Origin of the sequence: Pseudomonas baltica (assembly GCF_031880315.1) — a bacterium.
Classification (GTDB): domain Bacteria; phylum Pseudomonadota; class Gammaproteobacteria; order Pseudomonadales; family Pseudomonadaceae; genus Aquipseudomonas.
On sequence record NZ_CP134771.1, the window covers coordinates 4,395,441 to 4,418,492 of the forward strand.

General features: G+C 57.4%; 30 protein-coding genes. 24 read left to right on the forward strand and 6 right to left on the reverse strand.

Going from position 1 to position 23,052, the window contains the following annotated elements:
* The first annotated feature begins 16 nt into the window (after positions 1-16).
* Positions 17-772, forward strand: coding sequence for an IS21-like element ISPsy14 family helper ATPase IstB (gene istB, locus REH34_RS19610; RefSeq protein WP_311968882.1), 756 nt, complete (start codon positions 17-19; stop codon positions 770-772).
* A 1,097-nt stretch (positions 773-1,869) separates the two neighbouring features.
* Here istB and REH34_RS19615 read toward each other — a convergent pair.
* Genes REH34_RS19615 through REH34_RS19625 form a run of 3 tightly spaced genes read right to left on the reverse strand, consistent with a single transcriptional unit; the run spans position 1,870 to position 3,166 of the window.
* Entirely contained in the window at positions 1,870-2,088 is a 219-nt protein-coding gene (locus REH34_RS19615) for a hypothetical protein (protein WP_311968883.1), read from the reverse strand.
* Positions 2,069-2,335 (reverse strand): hypothetical protein, encoded by a 267-nt coding sequence (locus tag REH34_RS19620; protein ID WP_311968885.1) that lies wholly within the window; start codon positions 2,333-2,335, stop codon positions 2,069-2,071. Before REH34_RS19620 ends, REH34_RS19615 begins: the two co-directional genes overlap by 20 nt.
* Positions 2,336-2,338: 3 nt before the next feature.
* Entirely contained in the window at positions 2,339-3,166 is an 828-nt protein-coding gene (locus tag REH34_RS19625; protein ID WP_311968886.1) for a S24 family peptidase, read from the reverse strand.
* Between the two features lie 90 nt (positions 3,167-3,256).
* Here REH34_RS19625 and REH34_RS19630 point away from each other — a divergent pair, with 90 nt between their 5' ends.
* The 13 genes from REH34_RS19630 (at position 3,257) to REH34_RS19690 (ending at position 12,186) form a co-directional block, all read left to right on the forward strand.
* Positions 3,257-3,556: a YdaS family helix-turn-helix protein gene (locus REH34_RS19630; RefSeq protein ID WP_311968887.1), complete on the forward strand. Its 300-nt coding sequence runs from the start codon at positions 3,257-3,259 to the stop codon at positions 3,554-3,556.
* Between the two features lie 267 nt (positions 3,557-3,823).
* Entirely contained in the window at positions 3,824-4,117 is a 294-nt protein-coding gene (locus REH34_RS19635; RefSeq protein WP_311968888.1) for a hypothetical protein, read from the forward strand.
* Complete coding sequence (locus tag REH34_RS19640; RefSeq protein ID WP_311968889.1) at positions 4,114-4,404, forward strand: hypothetical protein; 291 nt, start codon at positions 4,114-4,116, stop codon at positions 4,402-4,404. Before REH34_RS19635 ends, REH34_RS19640 begins: the two co-directional genes overlap by 4 nt.
* On the forward strand, positions 4,401-5,177 hold the full coding sequence (locus REH34_RS19645) for an ORF6N domain-containing protein (protein WP_311968890.1): 777 nt from the start codon (positions 4,401-4,403) through the stop codon (positions 5,175-5,177). Before REH34_RS19640 ends, REH34_RS19645 begins: the two co-directional genes overlap by 4 nt.
* Positions 5,171-5,794 carry a hypothetical protein gene (locus REH34_RS19650; protein ID WP_311968891.1) on the forward strand — a complete coding sequence of 208 codons (624 nt, stop codon included), beginning with the start codon at positions 5,171-5,173 and terminating at the stop codon, positions 5,792-5,794. The genes REH34_RS19645 and REH34_RS19650 overlap by 7 nt, the downstream gene beginning before the upstream one ends.
* Entirely contained in the window at positions 5,791-6,282 is a 492-nt protein-coding gene (locus tag REH34_RS19655) for an HNH endonuclease (protein ID WP_311968892.1), read from the forward strand. The genes REH34_RS19650 and REH34_RS19655 overlap by 4 nt, the downstream gene beginning before the upstream one ends.
* The gene (locus REH34_RS19660; protein WP_311968893.1) at positions 6,279-7,067 is read left to right on the forward strand and encodes a hypothetical protein; all 789 of its coding nucleotides are present in this window, start codon (positions 6,279-6,281) and stop codon (positions 7,065-7,067) included. The genes REH34_RS19655 and REH34_RS19660 overlap by 4 nt, the downstream gene beginning before the upstream one ends.
* Positions 7,064-7,852, forward strand: a complete 789-nt coding sequence (locus tag REH34_RS19665; protein ID WP_311968894.1) for an ATP-binding protein — start codon at positions 7,064-7,066, stop codon at positions 7,850-7,852. Before REH34_RS19660 ends, REH34_RS19665 begins: the two co-directional genes overlap by 4 nt.
* The gene (locus REH34_RS19670; RefSeq protein WP_311968895.1) at positions 7,849-9,225 is read left to right on the forward strand and encodes a DnaB-like helicase C-terminal domain-containing protein; all 1,377 of its coding nucleotides are present in this window, start codon (positions 7,849-7,851) and stop codon (positions 9,223-9,225) included. The genes REH34_RS19665 and REH34_RS19670 overlap by 4 nt, the downstream gene beginning before the upstream one ends.
* Positions 9,218-9,826 (forward strand): hypothetical protein, encoded by a 609-nt coding sequence (locus REH34_RS19675; protein ID WP_311968896.1) that lies wholly within the window; start codon positions 9,218-9,220, stop codon positions 9,824-9,826. Before REH34_RS19670 ends, REH34_RS19675 begins: the two co-directional genes overlap by 8 nt.
* A 137-nt stretch (positions 9,827-9,963) precedes the next feature.
* The gene (locus REH34_RS19680; RefSeq protein WP_311968897.1) at positions 9,964-10,374 is read left to right on the forward strand and encodes a heme-binding protein; all 411 of its coding nucleotides are present in this window, start codon (positions 9,964-9,966) and stop codon (positions 10,372-10,374) included.
* A gap of 32 nt (positions 10,375-10,406) precedes the next feature.
* Positions 10,407-11,246 (forward strand): SDR family oxidoreductase, encoded by an 840-nt coding sequence (locus REH34_RS19685; RefSeq protein WP_311968898.1) that lies wholly within the window; start codon positions 10,407-10,409, stop codon positions 11,244-11,246.
* A 640-nt stretch (positions 11,247-11,886) separates the two neighbouring features.
* Positions 11,887-12,186 carry a hypothetical protein gene (locus REH34_RS19690; protein WP_311968899.1) on the forward strand — a complete coding sequence of 100 codons (300 nt, stop codon included), beginning with the start codon at positions 11,887-11,889 and terminating at the stop codon, positions 12,184-12,186.
* 627 nt (positions 12,187-12,813) lie between these two features.
* Here the strand turns inward: REH34_RS19690 and REH34_RS19695 are convergent.
* Positions 12,814-13,068 (reverse strand): hypothetical protein, encoded by a 255-nt coding sequence (locus tag REH34_RS19695; RefSeq protein WP_311968900.1) that lies wholly within the window; start codon positions 13,066-13,068, stop codon positions 12,814-12,816.
* Positions 13,069-13,257: 189 nt separating this feature from the next.
* Between REH34_RS19695 and REH34_RS19700 the strand changes: the two genes are divergently transcribed.
* From REH34_RS19700 to REH34_RS19710, 3 genes are read left to right on the forward strand one after another with little or no spacing between them, the layout of a single operon-like run.
* On the forward strand, positions 13,258-13,584 hold the full coding sequence (locus REH34_RS19700; protein WP_311968901.1) for a phage holin, lambda family: 327 nt from the start codon (positions 13,258-13,260) through the stop codon (positions 13,582-13,584).
* Complete coding sequence (locus tag REH34_RS19705) at positions 13,581-14,006, forward strand: hypothetical protein (protein ID WP_311968902.1); 426 nt, start codon at positions 13,581-13,583, stop codon at positions 14,004-14,006. The genes REH34_RS19700 and REH34_RS19705 overlap by 4 nt, the downstream gene beginning before the upstream one ends.
* Positions 13,942-14,127: a hypothetical protein gene (locus tag REH34_RS19710; protein WP_311968903.1), complete on the forward strand. Its 186-nt coding sequence runs from the start codon at positions 13,942-13,944 to the stop codon at positions 14,125-14,127. Before REH34_RS19705 ends, REH34_RS19710 begins: the two co-directional genes overlap by 65 nt.
* A 144-nt stretch (positions 14,128-14,271) precedes the next feature.
* On the opposite strand, the gene REH34_RS19715 is transcribed toward REH34_RS19710, so the two are convergent.
* Positions 14,272-15,252 (reverse strand): IS5 family transposase, encoded by a 981-nt coding sequence (locus REH34_RS19715; RefSeq protein ID WP_311972103.1) that lies wholly within the window; start codon positions 15,250-15,252, stop codon positions 14,272-14,274.
* A gap of 530 nt (positions 15,253-15,782) precedes the next feature.
* On the opposite strand from REH34_RS19715, the gene REH34_RS19720 reads away from it, so the two are divergent.
* The gene (locus REH34_RS19720) at positions 15,783-16,508 is read left to right on the forward strand and encodes a hypothetical protein (protein ID WP_311968904.1); all 726 of its coding nucleotides are present in this window, start codon (positions 15,783-15,785) and stop codon (positions 16,506-16,508) included.
* Here the strand turns inward: REH34_RS19720 and REH34_RS19725 are convergent.
* A complete protein-coding gene (locus REH34_RS19725) occupies positions 16,492-16,827 on the reverse strand; it encodes a hypothetical protein (protein ID WP_311968905.1) in 336 nt (111 codons plus the stop codon). The genes REH34_RS19720 and REH34_RS19725 overlap by 17 nt on opposite strands.
* 453 nt (positions 16,828-17,280) lie before the next feature.
* Between REH34_RS19725 and REH34_RS19730 the strand changes: the two genes are divergently transcribed.
* From REH34_RS19730 to REH34_RS19755, 6 genes are read left to right on the forward strand one after another with little or no spacing between them, the layout of a single operon-like run.
* Positions 17,281-17,709 (forward strand): terminase small subunit, encoded by a 429-nt coding sequence (locus tag REH34_RS19730; protein WP_311968906.1) that lies wholly within the window; start codon positions 17,281-17,283, stop codon positions 17,707-17,709.
* Positions 17,681-19,588 carry a terminase gpA endonuclease subunit gene (locus REH34_RS19735; protein WP_311968907.1) on the forward strand — a complete coding sequence of 636 codons (1,908 nt, stop codon included), beginning with the start codon at positions 17,681-17,683 and terminating at the stop codon, positions 19,586-19,588. The genes REH34_RS19730 and REH34_RS19735 overlap by 29 nt, the downstream gene beginning before the upstream one ends.
* A 2-nt stretch (positions 19,589-19,590) precedes the next feature.
* A complete protein-coding gene (locus REH34_RS19740; protein WP_311968908.1) occupies positions 19,591-19,803 on the forward strand; it encodes a hypothetical protein in 213 nt (70 codons plus the stop codon).
* Between the two features lies 1 nt (position 19,804).
* On the forward strand, positions 19,805-21,418 hold the full coding sequence (locus REH34_RS19745) for a phage portal protein (RefSeq protein WP_311968909.1): 1,614 nt from the start codon (positions 19,805-19,807) through the stop codon (positions 21,416-21,418).
* Between the two features lie 2 nt (positions 21,419-21,420).
* Complete coding sequence (locus REH34_RS19750) at positions 21,421-22,653, forward strand: S49 family peptidase (RefSeq protein ID WP_409373338.1); 1,233 nt, start codon at positions 21,421-21,423, stop codon at positions 22,651-22,653.
* Entirely contained in the window at positions 22,650-23,000 is a 351-nt protein-coding gene (locus tag REH34_RS19755) for a head decoration protein (RefSeq protein WP_311968911.1), read from the forward strand. The genes REH34_RS19750 and REH34_RS19755 overlap by 4 nt, the downstream gene beginning before the upstream one ends.
* Positions 23,001-23,052 lie beyond the last annotated feature (52 nt).

Consider the following 23,052-nt stretch of genomic DNA (forward strand, 5'->3'; position numbering starts at 1 on the left):
AAAAAGGAGCTTCGAAATGCTACCGAATCCAACGCTCGACAAGCTACAAACCCTGCGCCTGCACGGCATGATCAAGTCGCTGGGCGAGCAACACGCAACGCCCGATATCAATGATCTGAGCTTCGACGAACGCTTCGGTCTGATGGTCGATCGCGAGCTGACCGAGCGCGAAGACGCCCGCCTGACCACTCGCCTCAAAGCCGCGCGACTGCGCCACAACGCCTGCCTGGAAGACATCGACTACCGCAGCCCACGTGGCCTGGACAAGGCCTTGATCCTGCAACTGGGCAGCGGCCAGTGGCTGCGCGATGGCCTGAACCTGATCATCGGCGGGCCAACTGGCGTAGGCAAAACCTGGCTCGCCTGCGCGCTGGCCCACAAGGCCTGCCGCGACGGCTACAGCGTCCGTTACCTGCGCCTGCCGCGCTTGATGGAGGAACTGGGCCTGGCCCATGGCGACGGCCGCTTCGCCAAACTGATGGCTGGCTACGCCAAGACTGACCTGCTGATCTTGGACGACTGGGGCCTGGCACCGTTTACCGCCGCGCAACGGCGCGACATGCTTGAACTGCTGGACGACCGCTACGGCAACCGCTCGACACTGGTTACCAGCCAGATGCCGGTGGACAAATGGCATGCGCTGATCGGCGATCCGACGTTGGGCGATGCGATCCTCGACCGTCTGGTGCACAACGCTTATCGAATCGAACTGAAGGGCGAATCGATGCGCAGGCGCGCAACGAAATTGACGGCGGCAGGGACTTCAGACTAACAATGCAAACCTGCGTCGCTGCGCTCCGACTGCCTGGCCAAGTGGATGTGGATCAGATGTCCAAGTAAGCGTGGAACGAGTGTCCAAATGATCGTGGGCTGAGTGTCCAAGTGTCATGGAATCCGCAGCCAACCCCTCCAGGGTCGCTGCTTGGGCGCTCGTAATGTACGAGCTGAGGCGCATTGAGACAATCATAGAATTTAGGCGCCAGTAATCGCGGCGGAATAAATGCGGAGCACTGCTTATGTGCAGTAACTCATATCGGACGAAACGCAAGAACCTGAGTTTGAGGTGACGCTCTGAATCGGTGAGCATGGCGTTCCCCTTGATGAGGATCAAGAGTGCGCGCATTGGGTGGACATGGGAAGGTTTAACTGAAAAGCCCGCTCAGTGGCGAGGACTGCGATTTGATCAGGCGGTGGCTTTATTCGAGCTATCCTACCCCGCAGCATACCCTGTCAATTCTCTGGGCCAGGAGGCTCATCGAATGCGCAACTTTCTTCCGCCAGGTAGCGACAAAACGGCGTGGCTAATACTTGTTGGCCTTGTGGTCTGCATTGTAATTGCGGGCGTGAGCTGGAAAGCTTTGACAGCACTTGCCTGGGAGTAGTAACAAAAAGCCCGCCAGTGTCGGGGAGGATATTGGCGGGCTAGGTGCGTGACCGGCGTGGACTGCACCCAAGATCATGATAGGCCATTGGATGGGGGTACACAAAAAAACCGCTCAGTGGCGGGCTACGGTGTCAGGCGGGGATGGCGGAAACGAAAAGCCCGGCGCTAGGGTGGGCCGAGCTGCTTGTTGTGGCTTGCCAAGAGCATTGACTGAGTAGGAAGCAATCGCCAGCAGGGCAACCGAAACAGGTAAAGCTTTGGCTTTCACTTTCGTGTTCAGATATGCCTCGAATTTACCCGCCTTCAGCCGCTCCGCCTGGCCTAGGCAATAACCCCACAGAGAATCTGCTGCAAAGCGCCCTGATCAGGGTCTCCCGGAGCCGTGGATTATTGTGGTTCGAGGCAATGATTCGCCTGGCATCATGCGCCAGGTAGCTCAGCTCATTGCGTTGCTGCTGCGCATTACGGTCTTTCATCTGCATCCGTCACTCCCTTGTGATTTTCCGATCCTTGATCTCTTCGACGTATCCGCCAATCCGATCAACGAGGTAATGCAATTTTGCGATCCTCGCCATTGCACCTGAAAACTCATCCGGCCCGGCAACGGTAGCTTGCCGAAACAATTCGCCAGCATAATCCTCAAGGTGCTGTAACGCTGCCTCCAGATCGTGGCGCAGCTCACGGTTAGCTCTTTTCATTGGCATCTGGAGGTTTCCTTTTGCTGAAGCGTTCAATCGCGCCGGATTCTACCTCGTCCGCATACCCCGACAGCCGATCCTCACCATCTTGGCATACCTGGCACATCCTCTGCACGGCCTGGGCATCCGCCTCGTTGCCGGCCAGGCTCAGCCGCTCAGCGATTCGCATCAGCTCGACCGCCGACCACTTGAGGTCCGAAGCGATGCCCTTGAGGTCGCGGCGTAGATCTTGGTTGGGCTTGGTGAGAGACATTTTTCAAGCCTTCCTACCATTCCAGATGTAGAGAACCTTCGCGTGAATTGTCACATCGTCGATCCGGGCCGTCTGGTTCTCATAATGCTTATTGTCCGAGATCAGGCGATAGTTTTCTTCATCGAGGCGCATCACCCGTTTGATGTAGAGCTCTTGGTGCCAGGTCATGACGTAGATTCCCTCGCCAATAAAATCCTTCACTCCTCGATCAACGATCACCAAATCCTTGTCATTGATCGTGCCTTCCATCGACTGCCCCCAACCGTTGATCATCGCTAGGGCTGAGGCTGAGGTGTAGGTAACGCCCTTCTCGCGTAGCAATTCCTCGCGCACTACCAGATTGCGAACGACCTCGGTGTAATCAGGTGGCACTTGCCCATCCCCCATGGCAGCGCGAATGTCGTACTGGGGGATGACTATTTCTTCGTTGCGCGGGTGTAATGAGCTGTATTCGGAGGGAAGAAAGTCGGTTTGAGACTCATCGGCCGCGGCCAGTAAGCGGGCGCGTGTTTCTTCAGCGATTCCTTTACCACTTTTCGCAAGCATCTCCTTTACCAAATCCGCAGCTGACGCACCTGGCGTCACCTTACCTGCCTGCGATTCAGTAACTGCTGGGTTGCCAACCGAATCAACAGGGCCGACCCCTTCCGCAAGCCATACCGGGCTCACTCCGCAGATTTGCGCTATTTTTACAAGATAACCACTTGTCCGGGACAGTCCCCTTTCGATTTCGGAAACAGACGCCTGCTTGATGCCGGCGCGTTCCGCAAGCTCAACCTGGGTGAGGTTGGCCATTTTACGGGCATGTTTGAGGCGATCTTTAAGTTCCATAGCTGCTCAATCTAATGGGATACCTTTTTTCTTGCAAAAAGGTATCCCTTTAAAATATATTAAAGGTATACCTCTAAATGGTTTAGGCAGATGACCAGTATTTTTAACGACCTCGTGGCCTTTTTCGGTGGGCAAGTCGCTACCGCAAAAGCTCTCGGTGTAACGCAAGGCACCGTTAGTGGATGGATTCGAGGACTCCACGGATGTTCGGCAGATGTTGCTCTGGTGGCGCAGAACAAAACCGGTGGCCATTTCACCGCTGCGCAACTGCGTCCATCGTTAGCAAAGTCGCTGCCGACCATGGAGCAAAATTTACTCGCAAAAGCTGCTACTCAGCAGCCCCATGAATCTGCTGTGAATCCATCCAGTACGAAGCAGGTATCTCTATGACCGCCTGCCAATCCTTATTTTTGCTGTCCGGCTGACTTTATTCCAGGCAACAAAAAGCCCGCTCGTAGGCGGGCCTTTTAACCACTCCCTTGCCGGGGAGCTTATCAAATCTTCGTTCTATAGGAGGACGAATTAATGCACCCGAAAAATACCACTGCTCCTCCAAGAGCACAAGAGTCCTCGGACATTCAAGTCGAGGCAGACATGCCGCTCGGCCTCATTTGGTTCACCGTCGATCAGGTCCTGCCAAACATTAGGATTCAAGGCATGCCCATTCTCGACAAGAATTTGGCGCTCGAACTTCGGCCTGCAATCGCATCTGCGGTACCCGACGTCAGGGTGATTGTCCAGACCTGCGCGGGCGATGCCGAGGACTTCGAGATCGTAACCCCGCGCGCTGCGCGCAACCGGGACCTCATTATCTCGTGCCGATCCGCAGATCGTCCGGGCCACGAATACTTGGCCCGCCTCGGCCAATTCGGCCGGTACGACCCGCGCCAGTCGGCGCCACAAAACGAAGAGGTGCCATTTCGTGGCGCGCAACTGGAGAACGGGCAATGAACACATATCCATCCGTTCTGGAAATCGAAGGCGAACTGCTCGCCGAGGTCAATCTTACCGCCGAGCAAATGGCCAAGATGAACCATGCGCGCGCGGTGTTCCGCGAGCTGCACTCGATCCTGATGTTCCAGATCATCCCGTCGCTCGATGGCGGTTGGACCAATCCGCTCGCCTCGCAGATCGAGTGCCGCCTCGAAGCGATCAGCTTTGACAGCTGCAATTTTCTTTGGAAAAAGCGTCATGTCGGTGCCGCGCACGACGCGGTGAATGTTGGGGGTGTCCAGTGAACCTGATCACCATCCACAACACCACCATGCCAGTCGTCGAGTACCGCGGCCAGCGTGTCGTGACCTTGGCGATGATCGACCAGGTGCATGAGAGGCCAGAAGGGACTGCGCGCCGCAACTTCAATGAACACCGAGATCGCTTTGTTGAGGGCCGCGACTGCTTCGAAGTGACTGCGGACGATATTCGTACGCAGTCGATTGCCCAAGCATTCGCGCCTCGCACCGCGAAAGGGGTCTTGCTGACTGAGCGCGGCTACATGCTGCTCACCAAGCCGTTCAACGACGATCTCGCGTGGGATGTTCAGTCTCGACTGGTTGACGAGTACTTCCGAACCGCATCGCCCCCCGCACTTCCCGGCGACTACATCACCGCTCTTGAGCACCTGCTGGCCACCAAACGCTCCGAGCAACTCGCGATTGAACAGCGAGACCACGCGGTAGCGACCAAGGCAGAGATCGGCACTAGGCGCGAAGCCACTGCCATGGCCACTGCTTCCGCAGCAGTGCGGCAAGTCCGCACTCTTCAGGCCGAACTTGGCCGTGGCTGTCTCCAGGCGACCGTCTCCGCCGTTGAGAAGGCCGCCAAGCGCAAGTTCGGCAAGCAGGGGTTTCGCCCGCTTAAAAATTGGTGCGCTTTACACGGCGTCGCCGCGCCGAAGGTTCTCGACTCTCGTTATGGCTGGGTTCGCTCCTGGCCCGCTGCCGCCTGGGAGGCCGTTTACCAAATTGATCTGGCTGACCTGTTCGGCGCCGATGGAGATTCGCAATGCTGAAAATGACTGTTGAAAAAGCTCAGAAGATCGCCGACATCGCAGCCAAGCCGGGCTGCAGCGCCAGCACCCACTTCATCCTCATCCAGCACGTGACCCGCAACCTGTTGCGCCACCGCAAGGAGATTTTTTCTGAGCGTCGAGCGTTCCACCGCCAGGCGGCGAAGCTCAAGCCATACCTGCCATTCGCCAGAAAGGCGATCGATGAGCTCAACGCGCGGGGCGACGGCCATCGCGCTCAAGAGTTGGAAGGTAACGACCATGTCCTAACGGGTATCGGCCATATGCTAATGCGCGATCGCGAAGGGGCCTATGAGGCACTGGGGTTCGAAAAACTCTGTGACCTGCTCAGCATCAACCCGGTCCACCGGGCTGAGGCTAGGCTCCGCCAAGAAGAGCGCAGCCTGGCAGGGCTGATCTACGTCTCTCGCCTCGAGAACAGCGTGAGCCCGCGGCTCGACAACTGGGGCGATGGTGGACCGCTGTTCGAAGCCTGCTTCGCCACCTTGGTGGAGTGGTTGAAGACCGCGCCCAAAGAAGATCTCCCGGACCTCTTCGGCCCCGGGTCGCCGTTCGACGGCGTGCGGCTGGTTGAAGTCAAAGCGGAGACCCTGCAATGAGCCTGGAATCAGTAGTTTGGGCGCTGGCGCAGACCAGTCTTGAGCCTATCGATAAGTTCGTCTTGATGTGCATGTGTGACAGTGCGCAGGAAAACCAGGCGACGATCGCCGACGCCAGCATCGCTCGCTATACCAACTTGTCCGAAGATGAAGTGCTTCTGGCTGTCGAACGGCTGGTACGTCGAGGGCTTATCCGGCGACATGCCGTTGGACAGTACTTCCTCGCCATTCCGGTAGATCCGCCGTTGAAGCGGACATATCGCAAGAAAGTGATCAACTCGCGCATGCGTCTCGCGGTATTCGAGCGAGACGGCTACGCCTGCCTCCGCTGCAAAAGCCAGAAGGACCTCAGAGCAGATCACGTTTTTCCTGAAAGCTATGGGGGAGAAACTTCGCTGGGGAATCTCCAAACTCTTTGCGCCTTGTGCAACAGCTGGAAGGGCACCAAGACGATTGATTTCCGTAAGGTGCCGGAGGTATCCGCATGAGCATCATCCGCGCCCCTCGCCCTGAGGGGAATTTCTACCTGTTGAACAAGGCGATCAGCGAAGACCGGCGCCTGAGCTGGGCTGCTCGGGGTGTTCTCGTGTTCCTGCTGGGCAAGCCTGACCACTGGCGTGTGTCGCCTGCGCATCTTCGTGGGGAGACCGCGACATCAGTCAAGCCGACCGGCCGCGATGGCATCTACGGTCTCTTGGACGAGCTGATCAAGGCGGGCTATGTCCGCCGTGAACAACCGCGCACAGAGGCCGGTGTGCTAGGGGAAGTCACTTACATGGTGTCCGAAACACCGCTTCCGGATTCACCGTATCCGGCTGGACCGCATACGGCTCAACCGCATCCGGCAAATCCGACACTAGTAAGTATTGAAGGTAAGCAAGGACTGAGTGAAGCAGCAAGCACTGAAAACCCTTCGGGCAAACCGGACCCAATGGAAGGCTTTGAAATGTTCTGGAAGCTTTACCCGAACGGGAAGGGCAAGCAGGAAGCAGCAACAGCATGGAAGCGCCTCAAGCCTGACGCCGATCTTCGCCAAACGTTGATGACTGCCCTTGGGCAACATTCCGTCTCCCGCGACTGGACCAAGGACGATGGGCAATACGTCCCCATGGCTTCGACCTGGCTCAACAAGAAACGCTACCTGGATGACCTGAAGCCGGCACGAGCTGGCACTGGTAACTCCCGCCACACCGGCCTGGACAAGATCGACCACACCGCCGGCCTTGAGACGGACGAGCACGGCAATTACCGAATCGGGGAGGCAGCGCAATGACCACACGACCACGCTTCACAATCGAAACCCGCGCTGGCCAGTGTACCGAGCACGGTCAGTACCCTAACGCGCTGGTGGAACAGTTCGGCGCCGATCCGGTCTGGTATGGCTGCCCCCGTTGTCACTTTGACCGCCGCCACGCCGCTGACCTCACTGTCCGCGCTGGCGGTGCTCTGGAGCACACCAAGCGTCAACTGAACAACCAACTACTCGATGCTGCCATTCCGCTGCGCTTCCAGCAGGCCACGCTAGAGAACTGGGTTGCCGGGAATGACCAAGCCAAGGTGCGCGTCTGGAACGTCGTCTGCGGCTTCGTAGAGGCCTTCGCTGAAAACTTCGAAGTGGGTCGCTGTGTGATGCTACTGGGCAAGGTCGGAACCGGCAAAACCCATTTGGCCACCGCGATGCTTCAGCAGAGCCTTCGGTACTTCGGTACCCAGGGGATGCGCGGCCTGTACACAACGGCCGGCGGAATTATCCGCTCAGTGAAGTCCACGTTTGGCGCTCAGGGCAAAACAGAGGCGCAGGTCTACGCCGGGATGATCGCCCCGCACCTACTGGTGATTGATGAGGTAGGCCTGCAGAACGGTACGGACTTCGAGCGCCAGGTGCTTTTCGAGGTCATCAACGGCCGATACGAGCAGACCAAGCCGACCATCGTGGTCTCGAACCTGTCGGTTCCTCAACTGCGCGAGTGCCTGGGTGACCGGGCCGTCGACCGGCTTCGCGACCGTGGTGGACTGGTTGAGGTATTCGGCTGGGCATCGGCGCGGGGTGCAGCATGAGAGAGCTCTTTTCGATTGAGGCTGAGCACGCGTTGCTGGGCGCTTTGATGCTGAACGCCACCCTGTTCGACGACATCACCAGCAAAGTGAACAGCCGGGATTTCAGCGACTTGGAAAACGCGGCGCTGTACGAAGCCATCCTCGAAACGCACGCCTCTGGCCAGCCCATTGATCCGGTGACTGTGGGTATCGAGCGGCCTACGCTGCCCAGTGGCAACCGGACGATCGCCTACGCCGGCGAGATCGCGGCGAATACGCCCAGCATTGCGAACTGGAAGGCTTATCGCCGCACCGTGCTTGAACGGTCGGCGCTGCGCAAGGTGATCGAAGTAGCGGAAGTGATCCGCGACAGCGCGAGCGAGGATAAGCCGGTCTCCGAGATTATTGCCATGGCCCAGCAGGCCACCGCCGACTTGCGCAATCTCGATGACGATGCCCCGCGGTATCGCCGTCTCGATGAATTCATGGGTGATGCAAGCCAGGCCATCGACGACAAGGCCAACGGCCGGGCGCCTACCTGGCCCGACACCGGGCTCAAGGATTTGGACGAGCTGGTCCAAGGAATCAGGCCGAAGAAAGTCACGGTCATCGCGGGGTTGCCAGGTAGCGGCAAGACCACGCTGGGCCTGCAAATCGCACAGCACAATGCGATTCGGACGCACAAACCGTGGCTGATCTTTTCCATCGAGATGCCCGGGGAGGAACTGGGCGTCCGAGCCATAGCTTCGCTTGGAGGCATCGACCTGCGGCGCTTGGATAATCCGGAGCGGATGAAGACCGAGGACTGGGCGAATATGGTCAACGCAGTTGCGCAAGCGGTTGGTGCGCCGCTGTTCATCTGTGAAGACGCAGTGCAAACCCCGGCGTCCATCCGTGCTACCGCCCGCCAGTGCGAGCGCGAGCACGGGCTGGCTGGGATCATGGTCGACTACCTCGGACTGATCAAAGCGGAGCAAAAGGGACGGACGCGAAGCGAGGAGGTCGGCACCATCAGCAAGGCGCTACTGCGTCTGGCCAAGGAGATGAACATCCCGGTGATCGAGCTGGCCCAGTTGAACCGGGACTCCACGAAGCGCGTCGGCAAGAAGCCGCAATCCAGCGACTTGCGCGACTCTGGAGAGATCGAGGCCGATGCCTCCTGCATTCTGATGGTTCATCGGGACATGGACACCGAGGAAGGCCAGAACGGTGTCACCGAAATCCTGATGACTAAGTGTCGTCACGCGAAGGTCGGCAGTTGCGTGCTCCAGCAGCAGGGCGAGTACGGCCGGTTCGTCAACTTCATCGGCAACCCTTACCCGTCAGACGAAGAGGTCGAGATGGGTCGAGTGGTCAAGTTCACGAGCCGGAAGGGGAGAAGAGACTATGAGTAAGGTGACCGTGATGGCATCCCGCAAAATGCTGGCGGACTTCAGCCCGGCTATTTACCGCAACGTCATGTCGGCGATCGTCCGGGTGTTGGCGGCCGACAGCATCGACAACTCAACCAAGCAGAGCTGGCAGAAGCTGATCGACTCAGGGGCCAGTTCGGGAGGCTTCAGGGCGCTTCTGTCTGCCCGCGACCAATTCGATTACGACTGCTGCCTTCACGCGCTGTTGCACCGCGAGTTGAGCCCGGCGCACTGGGATGTGCTGGTGGGCCGATACTCGACCAGCAAGGGCAATCGGGTGGGTGCGATATCCCGGACAATCCCGCGCATCACCTCGCCAGCCCCGGCGCTGTTCATCTACAAGGCGACCACCGTGTGGTTCATTCCCAAGATGAAGGGCAAGCAAGGCAAGCGCTCGACTGATGTGGCTGTCCTTCCCGACGAGTTCTACGACATCAACACCTGGGACACGGAAGCGCGTCCAGATTCGACCAGGGGCCGCTGGCGGCTTGGAATCCATAAATGCTTGGCCGCAATGGAGGAGGCAGCAGTGGTCCATGTGACGGAGCTGCTGGACAGGGAGCAGTTATTGGACGGGACTTGATAGATAGGGCAGTAGTAAACCGTCTCTGCATGCGGCCCATCCAGCCGCATGGAAATAAAGAGAACATAAGCATCGTTTCACGGTCACTCGAAGGGCGAGGGGTTTTTCATGCTACCGAAGCTTTTGAGGGACATACCATGCTGAATATCGTCTCAATCTCTCTTGCTGATGCGAAGCGGGTAATTGGAGCCGCAGAATCCAAAGCATCGTCCATTGGATCGCCAAGCAATATTGCGGTGGTAGACGCGGGCGGGAATCTGGTAGCTCACGTCCGGATGGACGGGGCTCAGTTAGCAAGTATTACCCATTCGATCAATAAGGCCTTCACGAGTCTTGCTTGCAAAACGGCGACTGGTGATCTCGCGTCTGACGCAAAGCCGGGCGGGCAATTTTACGGAATTTCCAATTCGGTCGATGGGCGGATCATCACTTTCGCAGGCGGCATTCCATTAATCGATGGAGACGCTTACGTTGGCGCGGTTGGCGTCAGTGGAGGAACGGGGGAGCAGGATCAGGCCGTGGCGGAAGCCGCAGTTGCCGCGCTCTAACCTTGAAAATCTCATTTATTTAGGAAAAACTCATGACAGTTCTCGTAACAGGAGCAGGCACTGGATTTGGCTACGAAGTGGCTTTGAGGCTCGCTGCCAAGGGCATTGACGTCATTGCGGGAGTGGAGATCGTTGCGCAGGTACACGGCTTGGAACAGGAGGCCCGCCGACGTGGCGTGAGTCTTCAGATCGAAAAACTGGACGTCACTGACGACGGCGACCGTCGCAAGGCCGCGGAGTGGGACGTGGACGTACTTCTGAACAATGCGGGAATCTCTGAGGGCGGAGCGACGGTGGATATTCCTGCCGAAAACCTTCGCCGCCAGTATGAGGTCAATGTGATTGGCCCTTTGATGCTGACTCAGCTTGTCGTCAAAAAAATGGTCAAAAAGCAACGTGGCAAAGTCGTTTTTATGTCCTCAGTGGCTGGCTTGACCACAGATCCGTTTGCAGGAGCTTATGCATCCTCTAAGCATGCAATCGAGGCGATCGCTGATGCGATGAGCCAGGAACTTAAAGAGTTCGGAATTGAAGTCGCAACCGTCAATCCCGGCCCATTCCTCACAGGATTCAATGACCGGATGTTCGAAAGCTGGAAAAGCTGGACGGATGACGTTTCAAGCCGCCTCTTCGATTATAGTAACCTTGCCTTCCCACATGGGCAGTATGACCCCGAGCCGGTTTTCGAGACCACGATCGGTGTGATCACTGGGGCGATTGGCACTTACCGAAACGTAGAACCCAAAGAGATTATTACCCAACAACGGGAGCAGTTAGACGCAGTTTGGTCTCGGAAAAGTAATGAAGGATTGGGCCGACGTGCTGAATTGGTCCAGAAGGCGTATGACATCAAGCCAGGTACGTCAGTCTGATGCCAAAACATTTGGCGGCTTGACAATGATGGGTAAATGAGCGAAATTGCCATCCATCAATTGATCCCTGCGCGTTAAGGGGATCGATAGAAAGCCCGGCCATTGAGTCGGGCTTTTTTGTGCGCGAAAAACCGCTATCATCCTCCGACATGGAGAAATTGATAGGTGCGAACATGGCCGTGTATTCGGTAAAGAGTAAGCTGACCCCTGGCGGCAGGCGATGGGCAGTTTTTGTAGGCGCCAAGAAAGTCTCCGAAACGTTCGATGGCGAAGAGGCAGCTAATGCATGGGCTAAGCGCCTCGAAGAAGAATTCAACGCTCGGAAATCCACGATAGATCCTCCTTCTGAGGAAGATGATTCTCCGAATCCTTGAAGTTAGGCCCTGCCATTGAGTGGGGCTTTGTGTTTTTTGCGGGGTGGAGCAGCCTGGTAGCTCGTTGAGCTCAAAACCCAAAGGTCGCTGGTTCGAACCCACCTATTGCGGCCGAACCCCCCGACTGGCCGCGGTTAAATGTCGCGCTAAAAATATCTCTATATCTTCGTTTAGGTAGGGTTCCATACCATTCAGCTGTGCACGGCCACCGAAGTCGCCGTCTTCTGCTATAAAATGAAATGGACCTCGTACGGCGGGCAGTCATCATGAGCAAGCGCCTTCATCAAGAAGTCAACGACATGTTTGTCAAGATCTGTGAAACCGTCGATGCGCAGGATCGAGGGGGCGACTGCGTGTCCGCAGAGCTCTCCCTAAGCCTGGCACACGGGGACTTAGATCGGATCGAGTGCTTGGCGAAGGGGCTCAAGTGGCGGCTCGAAGAAAACTATCCCGATAAAGTTATCGAGGTCACTGTTCCACCCACTCAAGTCGCGTTGGTTGTATCGGTGAGAGCCTCGATGTGCTCAGTGCAGCTTTCGGCAGCTGTGATGGACGAGCTCCTGTAGCTGCCCACGTATTGCTCGCTGGCCATGCGACGTTCCCTGGCCATTTCAGCCACTTCACCTTTGTCCTTTTTGCGGTGACGTGTCCGCCTCGGATTACACGTATCTCGCACGGACTGCGTACTGCAATGTGATCTGGGTTTAGCCCAGCCTCCGTGCCGGGCTTTTTCGTATTGCAATCCAGTCGCCCCAAGTCATGGGCATCCGTCAATAGCCTTTTCCAGATTCGACATTTGGCCTATGATTTGACGGAGTTTTGGGTCAATCAAGGAGTTGAATGTTGAGGATCGACAATAGGTTGCTTTATTCCATACTGGATCGTTGTATCAGTCCAGAATGTTGGTCATTTCGAATGACTGCGGCAGACCTGAACGCGGAGCTCGCAAATCAAGATGAGGTTAGGTGGCCTGAAGTGACTATAGAAGGGCACATTGAGCTGCTCGTAGATGGTGGTTACATCGAGATTCATCCACGTATCAGCGGTTTGGCTATCTCCAGAGTTACGTTGTCTGGCCATATCTATCATCGTGATACGGCAAAAACGATCGCGATGCGAACTAATCCATTTGTACCATCTGAATAGACATCTGTCATAGCGCGGCATTGTGCATTTAAACGAATTTATGTGAACTAAGCTTCCGCGGCTACGTCCGGATCAACATAGTCAACCCAGACGGTGGCCGAGTAAGCTATGACATCTTCCAGCTTCATCTTGGCGTCGTACTGCAGTCGATTGACTTCTTCGGCGCCCTCCACTCCGATTGAATTACGGAAATCATCAAGTGCTAACAGCGCCTCGCTCTGAAGCCTTGCACACTGATCTAGTCGTTCCAGCAAAGGCACTTCATTTGTAACTTCGACTGAAAGCAGATTTTTTTTCACCATACGGTCTACCTCCTGATAGCTATGACCGTATGACACTCGAGCTCGCCGATCATTCAATGACGCCTTGGTCAAGGGCCGCAAGCGGGCCCGATTAAGACTTCACGTTCCTGCGCTGCTCCTTACTGGGCGCCTAGGCTTTGTCTTTCCAGCCTTTTTTATCTCCAGCTCCCCGGAAGGGAAAACATTCGGATGAATTCGATGCCTGAGAAAAATCCTGACTTCTGGGCTCAGGTCTGGCTGGCCCTTTCGAACCCACTATGGCAGGGCGCAATCATGGCCGCCGTCGTATCCCTTCTGCGTGTTCTCTACGATGCCAAAGAAACCAGCAAACGCCGTGTTCTCTTCGAGTCGCTGATCTGCGGCGCGCTGAGCCTGGTAGCGTCCAGCATCATCGAATGGATGGCTTGGCCTTCCAGTTTATCGGTCGCTGCCGGCGGCACGATCGGCTTCCTTGGCGTAGCGGCCATTCGCGAGCTGGTGACACGTTTCCTTGGCCGCAAGGTGGATTCGATATGACGGCTCTTCGAGCACTGGCTATCGCGGCGATCATCAGCCTGGTCGGCATCCTGCTGGTGGGAATTCAGCAATACCGCCTTATCGCGCTACAGGGTGACCTGACGATCCAGGCAAAGGCCACCAAGGACGCTGTCGTCGCTAATAAAGAAAGCGAAGCCACGATCACCACCTTGCGTGCTGAGGCCAAGCGCAATGCCGACTACTCGGTCGACCTGAGTAAGCGACTCAAGGCCAGCGAAGATAAGGCCAAACAAGCGAGGAAAGACTTTGAAGAACTCAAGCGCAACAGTAAGCCTGTTCGTGATTGGGCTGCTCAGCCTTTGCCTGACGGGCTGCGCGGGAAAGCCCCAGCCGGTAGTGGTAAAGACGACGGCGGTAAGGCTGGAGTCGCCCGAGATGGTGCCGTGCGAACGGGTCAGTGAAACAGAGGACGACCTAGCCCTGAACGGCGATTTGTGGGCGTTGAAAGACCGGGCTATCAACCTGCTCGATACCTGCGCTGACCAGGTAGACGCACAGATCAAACGGAGCCACGAGCCTTAAGGATGGTCTGAAGTAGGCAGCTATTTCTCAACTGCTGAGCCATAGCGGTTTCAAAAAACGGCAGCCGTTCAAAATCGATCAAGTCTGCCGCTTATTTCATGCATTTTTTCCGCAGCAAGCACCTTGCAGCGGCTATTTCCCTCATTACGGGCGCACCTCTCCCGCGCCAGAAAGCAACTGTCGACGTGCCATCCACAGGTTCGACAGGGCGAACAACGTCACCATCTGAGCAGTGTTTTTCACCAAGCCTCGGAAGCGCACTTTCGTATAACCAAACTGACGCTTGATCACCCGAAATGGATGCTCAACCTTGGAGCGAACCTGAGCCTTGGCTCTCTCGATCTTGCGTATTGCTTTGTACAACACGCTGCGTTTTCCGTGCTTCTTGTAGGTGCTGCGCCGGGCTGCAACCTGCCAGATGACTTGGCGTCCAGCATGCTCTTTGCGCTTCTCGACACCGGTATAGCCTGCATCGGCGCAGACCACGTTCTCAGAACCGTGTAGCAGTTTGTCGACTTGGGTCACGTCCGCCACGTTGGCCGCAGTGACCACCACGCTGTGCACCAGCCCCGAGTCATCGTCGACACCAATGTGCGCTTTGGCGCCGAAGTAATACTGGTTGCCCTTCTTCGTTTGGTGCATTTCCGGGTCGCGTTTACTGTCCTTGTTCTTTGTCGAAGTGGGCGCATGAATCAGCGTGGCATCGACGATGGTGCCTTGTCGCAGTGACAGGCCACGCTCGCCCAGATAGCCATTGATCACGCCGAGAATGCCAGTGGCCAACTCGTGTTTTTCCAGCAGGCGACGGAAGTTGAGAATGGTGGTTTCGTCCGGGATTCGCTCCAGGCTCAGGCCGGAAAACTGGCGCAAGATCGTCGTCTCGTACAGCGCCTCTTCCATCGCCGGATCACTGTAACCAAACCAGTTCTGCATGAGATGAACCCGCAGCATCGCCATCAACGGATACGCCGGACGACCGCCTTCGCCCTTCGGGTAATGGGGTTCGATCAGAGCGATCAAACCCTTCCAGGGCACGACCCGATCCATCTCGATCAGGAACAATTCCTTACGGGTCTGCTTGCGCTTACCGGCGTACTCGGCGTCGGCGAAGGTCATTTGCTTCATCATCGAAAAGCTCGGCGATTGGTGTCCGGGGATTCTGCCAAATCAGGAAGTCTTTTTCAGAATTTCCTTAAGTTAAGGAGCTGGCCGATCTGATCCTACTAATCGAAGATGCGGTTTCTTGGCTACCTCAGGCCGTATTGATGATTGAATACTAATTAATTTTTCGATCTTCCCCTGAAGCGCTGCAATGGCGTCAGCTAGTTCTAAGAGAGCTTCCGAAACCACTGGGTCGAGCTCACCCGACACTTTCTTCAGTTCTTTAAGCGCTCGAAGAATCAACAGAGATTCTTGGGTTAAATTGTGAATAGATGAGATTGTCAATGTTCACCTCGAGGCAGTGAGTCACTACGGAGAAATCAAAAAGTCAGGGAGTCCGATGTGTCAGTTTTCCAGCGTTTTTGTTTTATAAAGGGTGAGAAGCAAGCTCTGGGCCAATAGTCGTATAGACCACATGCCGACATGATTGGAATGGTTCAGGGGACGCCTCAAGACACAGGTAAACGTGCCGCACTCCACACCTAGGGACGATCATGATCACAGTTCAAGCTCGCGGCCTCGCCGACAATCTGTCTGAGTTGACCGACATCGAGCTGCGCCAGATACCGTTCGCCACAGTGCTGGCTCTTACCGAGACAGCCAAACTGGTCAAGGCCAGGCTCGAAGATGAGATGCGGTCGGTTTTCGACAGGCCCACCCCCTACACCATGAACAGCCTGCGCCTGATCCCTGCCACCAAGCAGCGGATGGAGGCCAGGGTGTGGATCAAGGACGAAGCTGACGGCGCCCAACCAGCTACTAAGTGGCTGACCCCCGAGGTGTACGGCGGACCACGGAACAACAAGCGTAGCGAGGCACTACTGAGGTCTCGCGGCATTCTGTCCGAGGGCAAGTTCCTGGTGCCCGGCAGGGGCGCGGCGCTCGATAGCTACGGCAACATCGGGCGCGGCCAACTGCAGAAGATCTTGTCTGGCCTTGGTGCCCAAGGCGATCGGCTGCAGAACAGTACGACAAGCAGGCGCAGCGTGGGCAACCTGACACGCTACTTCGTGTTGAGGAAAGGCCGTAATGCGATCGGCATTGCCGAACGGATCGGCAAGAAGCGAACCGATATCCGTATGGTGCTGGCATTCGTCAGCAAGCCCGGCTATGCACGGGCTCTCGACTTCTTCGGCATCGGCGAGCGTGAGGCAGATGCCCAGCTTGCAGCTCAGTTTGAGAAAGCCTTCGACCGTGCACTCGCTACTCGTCGTCGTTGAGTTCATCGCGCTCTTTCTGAATTCGTCTCAGGTGAGCAATCTGTCCGCGAATCCGGTTCGGCAGGTCGTAGGCAATTTCTATGAGTAAAGCTGAAGTGCCGCCCTGGTGCGTTGCATGGTTTCGATCGCTGTAGAAGATGCCAGCCAACGCCGAAATTCGGGCTGCTTCTGCTGACACATAGGAGTCGTAGCCTGCCATTTGTGCCGCAAGCAAGCGCACACGGCTTAGTGCGCTGGGGTTCGGTTCTGGGCAGTCGTGCTCCGTGAGAATTGACTCGAGTTCACCCAGCGAAGCGAGTATCTGTTGGAGATCATCCATGGCTATTCCTTTGCATATCCCTCCCTCGCGGGCGGAGTTGATTCAAGTCATACACGTTGCCGCAAGTCGGGGGGACGGATCAAGCGCCAATCCGGAGCGGATCATTGAGCTGTACTTCTCGCCATCGGCGAGCTGCTCGCTTGCAACGAACCGTTGAATGGGCCGGCCGATGGATTCAATCCTGTTGAGCCATACGAAGTGTTACGGCGTGACGGCTCGGGGGCTTGACGTGCCACAAAGGGTCCTTTGCCCCCGCCCCCCGGGTTGCGGGTAATTCGAACCCCGGTCTTCCACTATTTGTGACTTTTTTTGAGGGCGGGGCGGTTCCGGTTCCGGTTCGGGTGAAAAATGGCGAGTCAGGTCGAAGTAGCGGCCCATTTGGACCTGAGCGACCGTCAGATCAGAAATCTGATCACAGACGGCGTATTACCGGCATCTAAGGGGCGAGGCGGGATGGACGTTGACGCCTGTCGCAGCGCTTATATCGCATATTTAAGGGGCGTTGGCAGCGGTCAGGTGAAGGTGGAACCCACCCCGCCTAATATTGAGGGTTTAGACCCGCTGCTCGAGTACAAACTGATGGAAGAGCGGCGCGGTTTAACCGCTGCTCAGCGGATCGCCCAAGAAAAGAAAAACCAAGTTGCCGATAAAACACTCGTCCCCGTCGAGTTCAGCACTTTTGCTCTCGCCAAAGTTTCTGCACAAATCGGCTCGGTGCTCGACACCGTAGCCTTGAAGGTCAAGCGTAAACATCCCGATATCGATGTGCGTCATGTCGAGGCGTTACAGCGTGAGGTCGCGCTTGCGAGAAATATAGCCGCCGAACTGGGCGACCAACTGCCGGAGATACTTGATGAATACCTCGCATCCTTGGATGAGTGACCTGAAAAAGGCATTTAAAAAAGGGTTGCAGGCGCTGTTTAAAGAACCTCCACTGACGTGTGTTGCCTGGGCAGACACGCATTTCTATCTTTCGTCCGAGTCTTCCTATCAGGAGGGGAAGTGGGAAACCGCCCCCTTCCAGATTGCCCCACTGAATGCTATGGGCAACGACCTGATTCGCGTCGTCAACATGATGAAGTCCGCGCGGGTCGGTTACACAAAGATGCTCATGGCCAATGTTGGCTTCAAAATTCAGCACAAACGTCGGAGTGTAGTGGTTTATTCGCCAACAGATGACGACGCCGAAGACCTCATGAAGCAAGACGTCGAGACCATGGTGCGAGATGTGCCGACCCTACTCGAGCTTGCCCCCTGGTACGGCAAAAAGCACCGGGATAGCTCTCTAAGCTCGAAGCGATTTCAGAACAGCAAGATGTTCTGGTGCCGCGGGGGCAAGGCCAGTCGGAACTATCGCCGAATTTCCGCCGATGAAGTCATCTACGATGAATTATCGAACTTTGATCAGAACATTGAAGGCGAAGGCGCGCCGACATTCTTGGGGGATAAGCGCCTTGAGGGCGCAACGTTCCCTAAGTCAATTCGTGGCTCTACGCCCAAGATCAAAGGCACATGCCAGATCGAAAAAGCTGCTGCAGAATCATCGTATCTTCTGCGGTATCACATCCCATGTCCCCACTGCGGAAAAGAGCAACATCTGAAGTGGGGCGGCAAAGACTGCGAGTTCGGAATTAAGTGGGACCGCGACGAGCAGGGCGAGATTGTAAAGGCCTGGTACGTGTGCGAACACACCAAATGCGTGGTTCTTTACCATGAGATGGTCGAAGCCGCTCAGTGCGGGCGGTGGATATGCGAAAACACCGGCATCTGGACTCGGGATGGCATCGAATGGCTTAACTCCCTGGACCAAGTACGCCAGTCGCCTGTTGTCGTGAGCTTTCATGTCTGGACTGCTTACAGCACCTTCACAACTTGGCTGGACATGGTCCTTGAGTTCGACAAGGTCAAGGACAACCGCGAAAACCTGATTGCCTTCGTCAACACCACTCTGGGCGAGACGTGGGAAGACGATCAAGGCGAAAAAGTGGATTGGGAGCTGCTGTACGGACGCCGCGAGGTGTATCCGCAGGTGCCCGTGCGCGGTTTGACTCTGATGGGCGCCATCGACACCCAGGACGACCGTTACGAAGGTCGTGTTTGGGCCATCGGTCTGGGGGAAGAGGCCTGGTTGGTGGATAAGTGGGTGCTCATGGGGGACCCGGCCAGCGAAGAGCTGCGAAAAAAGGTCCGGCTTAGAGTTCGCCACCAGTACGTACGTGGAGACGGCGCGAAGATGGGCGTCGAGAGGTGGTGCTGGGACTCCGGCGGACACTACACCGATGAGGTTTACGCCGAAAGCCGGGCTTTGGGCGATACCTGGGTGATCCCGGTGAAAGGCGCGAACGTGCCAGGAAAGCCGGTTGCCACTTGGCCAAAATCCCGCAACGCGAAAAAGGTGTACCTGGTAGAGGTCGGTACCGAGAACGCCAAGGAATTGATCTACAGCCGACTGAAAATTCAGCCCGATACCTCCGGCAAGCCGGTACCTGGCTGCGTCCACCTGCCGGCCAACGACGATGTCTGCGGCGAAGACGAACTGAAGCAACTCACCGCTGAAACCAAAGAATTGAAGATCGTGAAAGGTCGGCGGGAGTATCGCTGGACCGCTAAGGGCCGGCGAAACGAGGCGCTCGACTGCTTTGTATACGCCCTAGCCGCACTGCGCATCAGCCAGCAACGGTTCGGCCTTGATCTTGAACTGCTCGCCGGCGCCAAGCGCGCTTTACCACAACGAGGCACCCGCAGCCGGGTAAGAGGATGAGCATGAACACACCAGCGCAGGCGCGCCTGGCTGCCGTACAGGATGCGATCGGCAAGATCCTGAAGGGCGGCCAGAGCGTTCGATATGGCGAGCGCCAAGTAACCAGGGCTGACCTTGGGGCGCTGCGCAAGCTTGAAGTGGCCTATACGGCGGATGTAGCCGCAGAAGCCAACCGCGCTCGAGGCCGCAACCGAATCAGCTACATGAGGATCTGACATGGCTTGGTGGACACGTACCACTCCAGAAGAGCGGATGGTGCGTGAAGCCACGCGCACAGTCTCTAACCTGGTGCAGAGCCAGCCCCGCGCTCAGGGTGGCGGTGGCGGCAGTGAAACACGCTGGCGCGGCGCTTCGCGCATGTTGCGCAGCATGTCGAGCTGGATCCCGTTCCTGGGTAGCCCGAACCGCGATTTGAGTTCGCCAGAGCGCAAAACTCTGGTGGCTCGTTCGCGGGATGCCATGCGCAACCACTTGATTGCCCGCGCGGCCATCGTGCGCACCCGAACCAACGTGGTGGGTACCGGGCTCATTTGCCGGCCACAGATCGACCATGAAGCCTTGGGCATCACCGAAGAGCAGGCTGATATCCTCAACGCACAGATTCAGCGGGAGTGGGAACTTTATGCTGGCGACCCTCGCGAGTGCGATGCAGAAGCGACCTTGAATCACTACCAGCAGCAGGCTCTGGCGCTGGTCTCGGCCATGACGGGGGGGGACTGCTTTGTGGCCACGCCGTGGATAGAACGCCCGGGCACGGTCTACAACACCAGGTTGCAGCTAATCGAGACTGATCGGGTCAGCAATCCCTATGGTTGCTCGGACAATGAAAGGCTCGTTGAGGGTGTTGAATTCGACGACTACGGCGCCCCGGTGGCCTACCACATCTGCAACGGCTATCCCGACGACAAGTTTTTGAAGTACCCGCTACGCTGGGAGCGCATCGAGGTATTTGGCGCCGAGACGGGCCGACGTCGCGTGCTGCAGATCTGGTGCGATAAGGAACGCCCTGGGCTAAAGCGCGGCGCCCCCTACCTGGCGCCGATCCTTGAGCCGCTGCAGAAGCTCGAGCGTTACGCCAGCGCCGAGCTGATGGCGGCTGTTATTTCGGCTATGTTCACCGTGTTCATCAAGAAGGGCGACAGCTTCAACAGCGGTGGGCAGGGCCAGCCGGTGTTCGGCGATGAAGACGGCATAGTCGGCGGTGACGCCGGACCAGCGCCGCTGGAGCTTGGAGAGGGTGCAATCGTCGACCTTGCCCAGGGCGAAGAGCCGATGGTGGCCAACCCAGCCCGGCCGAACGCGCAGTTCGATCCCTTCTTCTCGGCGATCGTGAAGGAAATCGGTGCGGCACTGGAGCTGCCGCTTGAAGAGTTGATGCTGCACTACAGCAGCAGCTACAGCGCAGCGCGTGCCGCGATGCTTCAGGCCTGGCGGTTCTACACAATGCGCCGCTGGTGGCTGGTGTGCGATTTCTGCCAGCCGAGCTATGAACTGATGTTCGACGAAGCGGTGGCTGCCGGCCGAATCCGGGCGCCCGGCTACCGTGACCCGGCACTTCGCCGTGCCTACACCCAGGCCATCTGGATCGGCCCGGCGCGTGGTGCCATCGACGAGCTCAAGGAAGCGAAGGCGGCCCGCGAGCGCATCGATGTGGGTATCAGCAACGAAACCATGGAAACCGCGGCCATGTCAGGCGAGACCTGGCAACAGGTCAACCGCCAGCGGGCCCGGGAGATCAAGCAGCGGCAGCAGAACGGCACGACAGCAACACCAGTAGCCGCCTTGGCGCCGAAAGCCCCTGAGCCCGAACTACCTGAAGACGAGGAATGACCATGCCAAGAGCCTTTGAGCTGGCCACGGCTCAGCCTTGGCTGATGCTGCCGGACGCACTGGAAAACCTGCTGGCGATTTCCGAGCGCATGGGTGACCCGGTAGCGCTTGAAACGCGGCTGGGCCGCAAGCTGGACAACAGCCAGTCAGTCAGCATCCGCAACGGCGTGGCCGTGGTGCCGGTGATTGGCCCGATCTTTCGCTACGCGAACCTCTTCACGGAAATCAGCGGCGCTACCAGTACTCAGGTGCTTGCCACTGACATCCGCGAAGCGTTGGACAACCCGGCGGTTCAGTCGATCGTGCTGAATATCGATAGCCCTGGTGGCGTGGCTAGCGGGATAAACGAGCTGGCCGAGATGATTCACACCGGCCGGGCGCAGAAGCGCATCGTTGCCTACATCGGCGGTAGCGGGGCCAGTGGCGCTTACTGGATCGCATCAGCCGCACACGAAATCGTGATCGATGAAACCGGCATTGCCGGTAGCGTCGGAGTCGTCGTCGAGGCGGTGGTTGATAGTGAAAAGGCGGCTGGTCGCAAGAGCTACCAGATCGTCAGCCGCAACGCGCCGAACAAACGCCCGGACATTTCCACGGAAGAGGGCCGGGCCAAGGTCGCGGAGACAGTGGATGCCCTGGAGGATGTGTTCGTGGCGAAGGTCGCGCGCAACCTCGGCGTGGAAGCAGAGCACGTACCTGGCATGGGCGACCATGGCGGGCTTCGAGTGGGGGGGGCGGCGGTTAACGCTGGGCTGGCCCACCGACTGGGCTCCCTTGAGGGCCTGATCACCGAGCTGTCCAAGCCGGCAGCGAACATCACGAGGAAACAGACCATGACGAAAGTCAGCACCACCGCTGAGTTGCAGGCGGCCATCGCTGCCGGCGGCGACCTCACTGCCATCGAAATCAGCGTACCGGAAAAGGTCGATGTCGACGCGATCCGCAAGGAGTCGGCAGCAACTGCAGCTGCCAGCGAAAAGGATCGCATCACCGGCATCCAGGCGCTGGCATCGCCAGGCTTTGAGACCGAAGTGCAGGCCGCCATCGACGGTGGCCTCACTGTGGAAGCCGCAGGCCTGAGCCTGTTCCAGGCGGCCAAAGATCGGGGCGTCACGCTGGACAGCATCAAGCGTGATGCCAAGAAGGTCGACCCTGCTTCCGCTTCTGCGGGCAAAGGTAAGGCAGAGTTCTCCACCAAATCCATTTGGGCCTCTCGCAAAGGAGCGAAAGCATGAAATACGACATCGTCACCCAGGGTGCCCGCATCGCCGCCTTCCTCCTGAACGAGGCCAGTGGCGAGCGCTCCCGCGAGCAGATTCTGCTCCTGAAGAGCGCCACTGCTTTCCCAGCAGGCCAGATCCTTTCCAAGAATGCCGCGGGCAAGTTTGTGGCATTCACCGCTCCGGCCGACGGCGCAACTGTCGAGGTAGCGATTCTTTACGAAGGTCGTGCCGCCGACAACACCGCTGACCGCTACGCAACTGGCGTGGTGCGCGACTGTGAAGTGATCGAAAGCCTCTTGGTCGGGCTCACCGATCCAGCACGCTCGGCCCTGGCTGCCGCCGGCATCATCCTGCGCTGATTCTTCAGCACCCCATTTTTCAACCGCCTATTGGCGGTTTTTTCATTTCTGG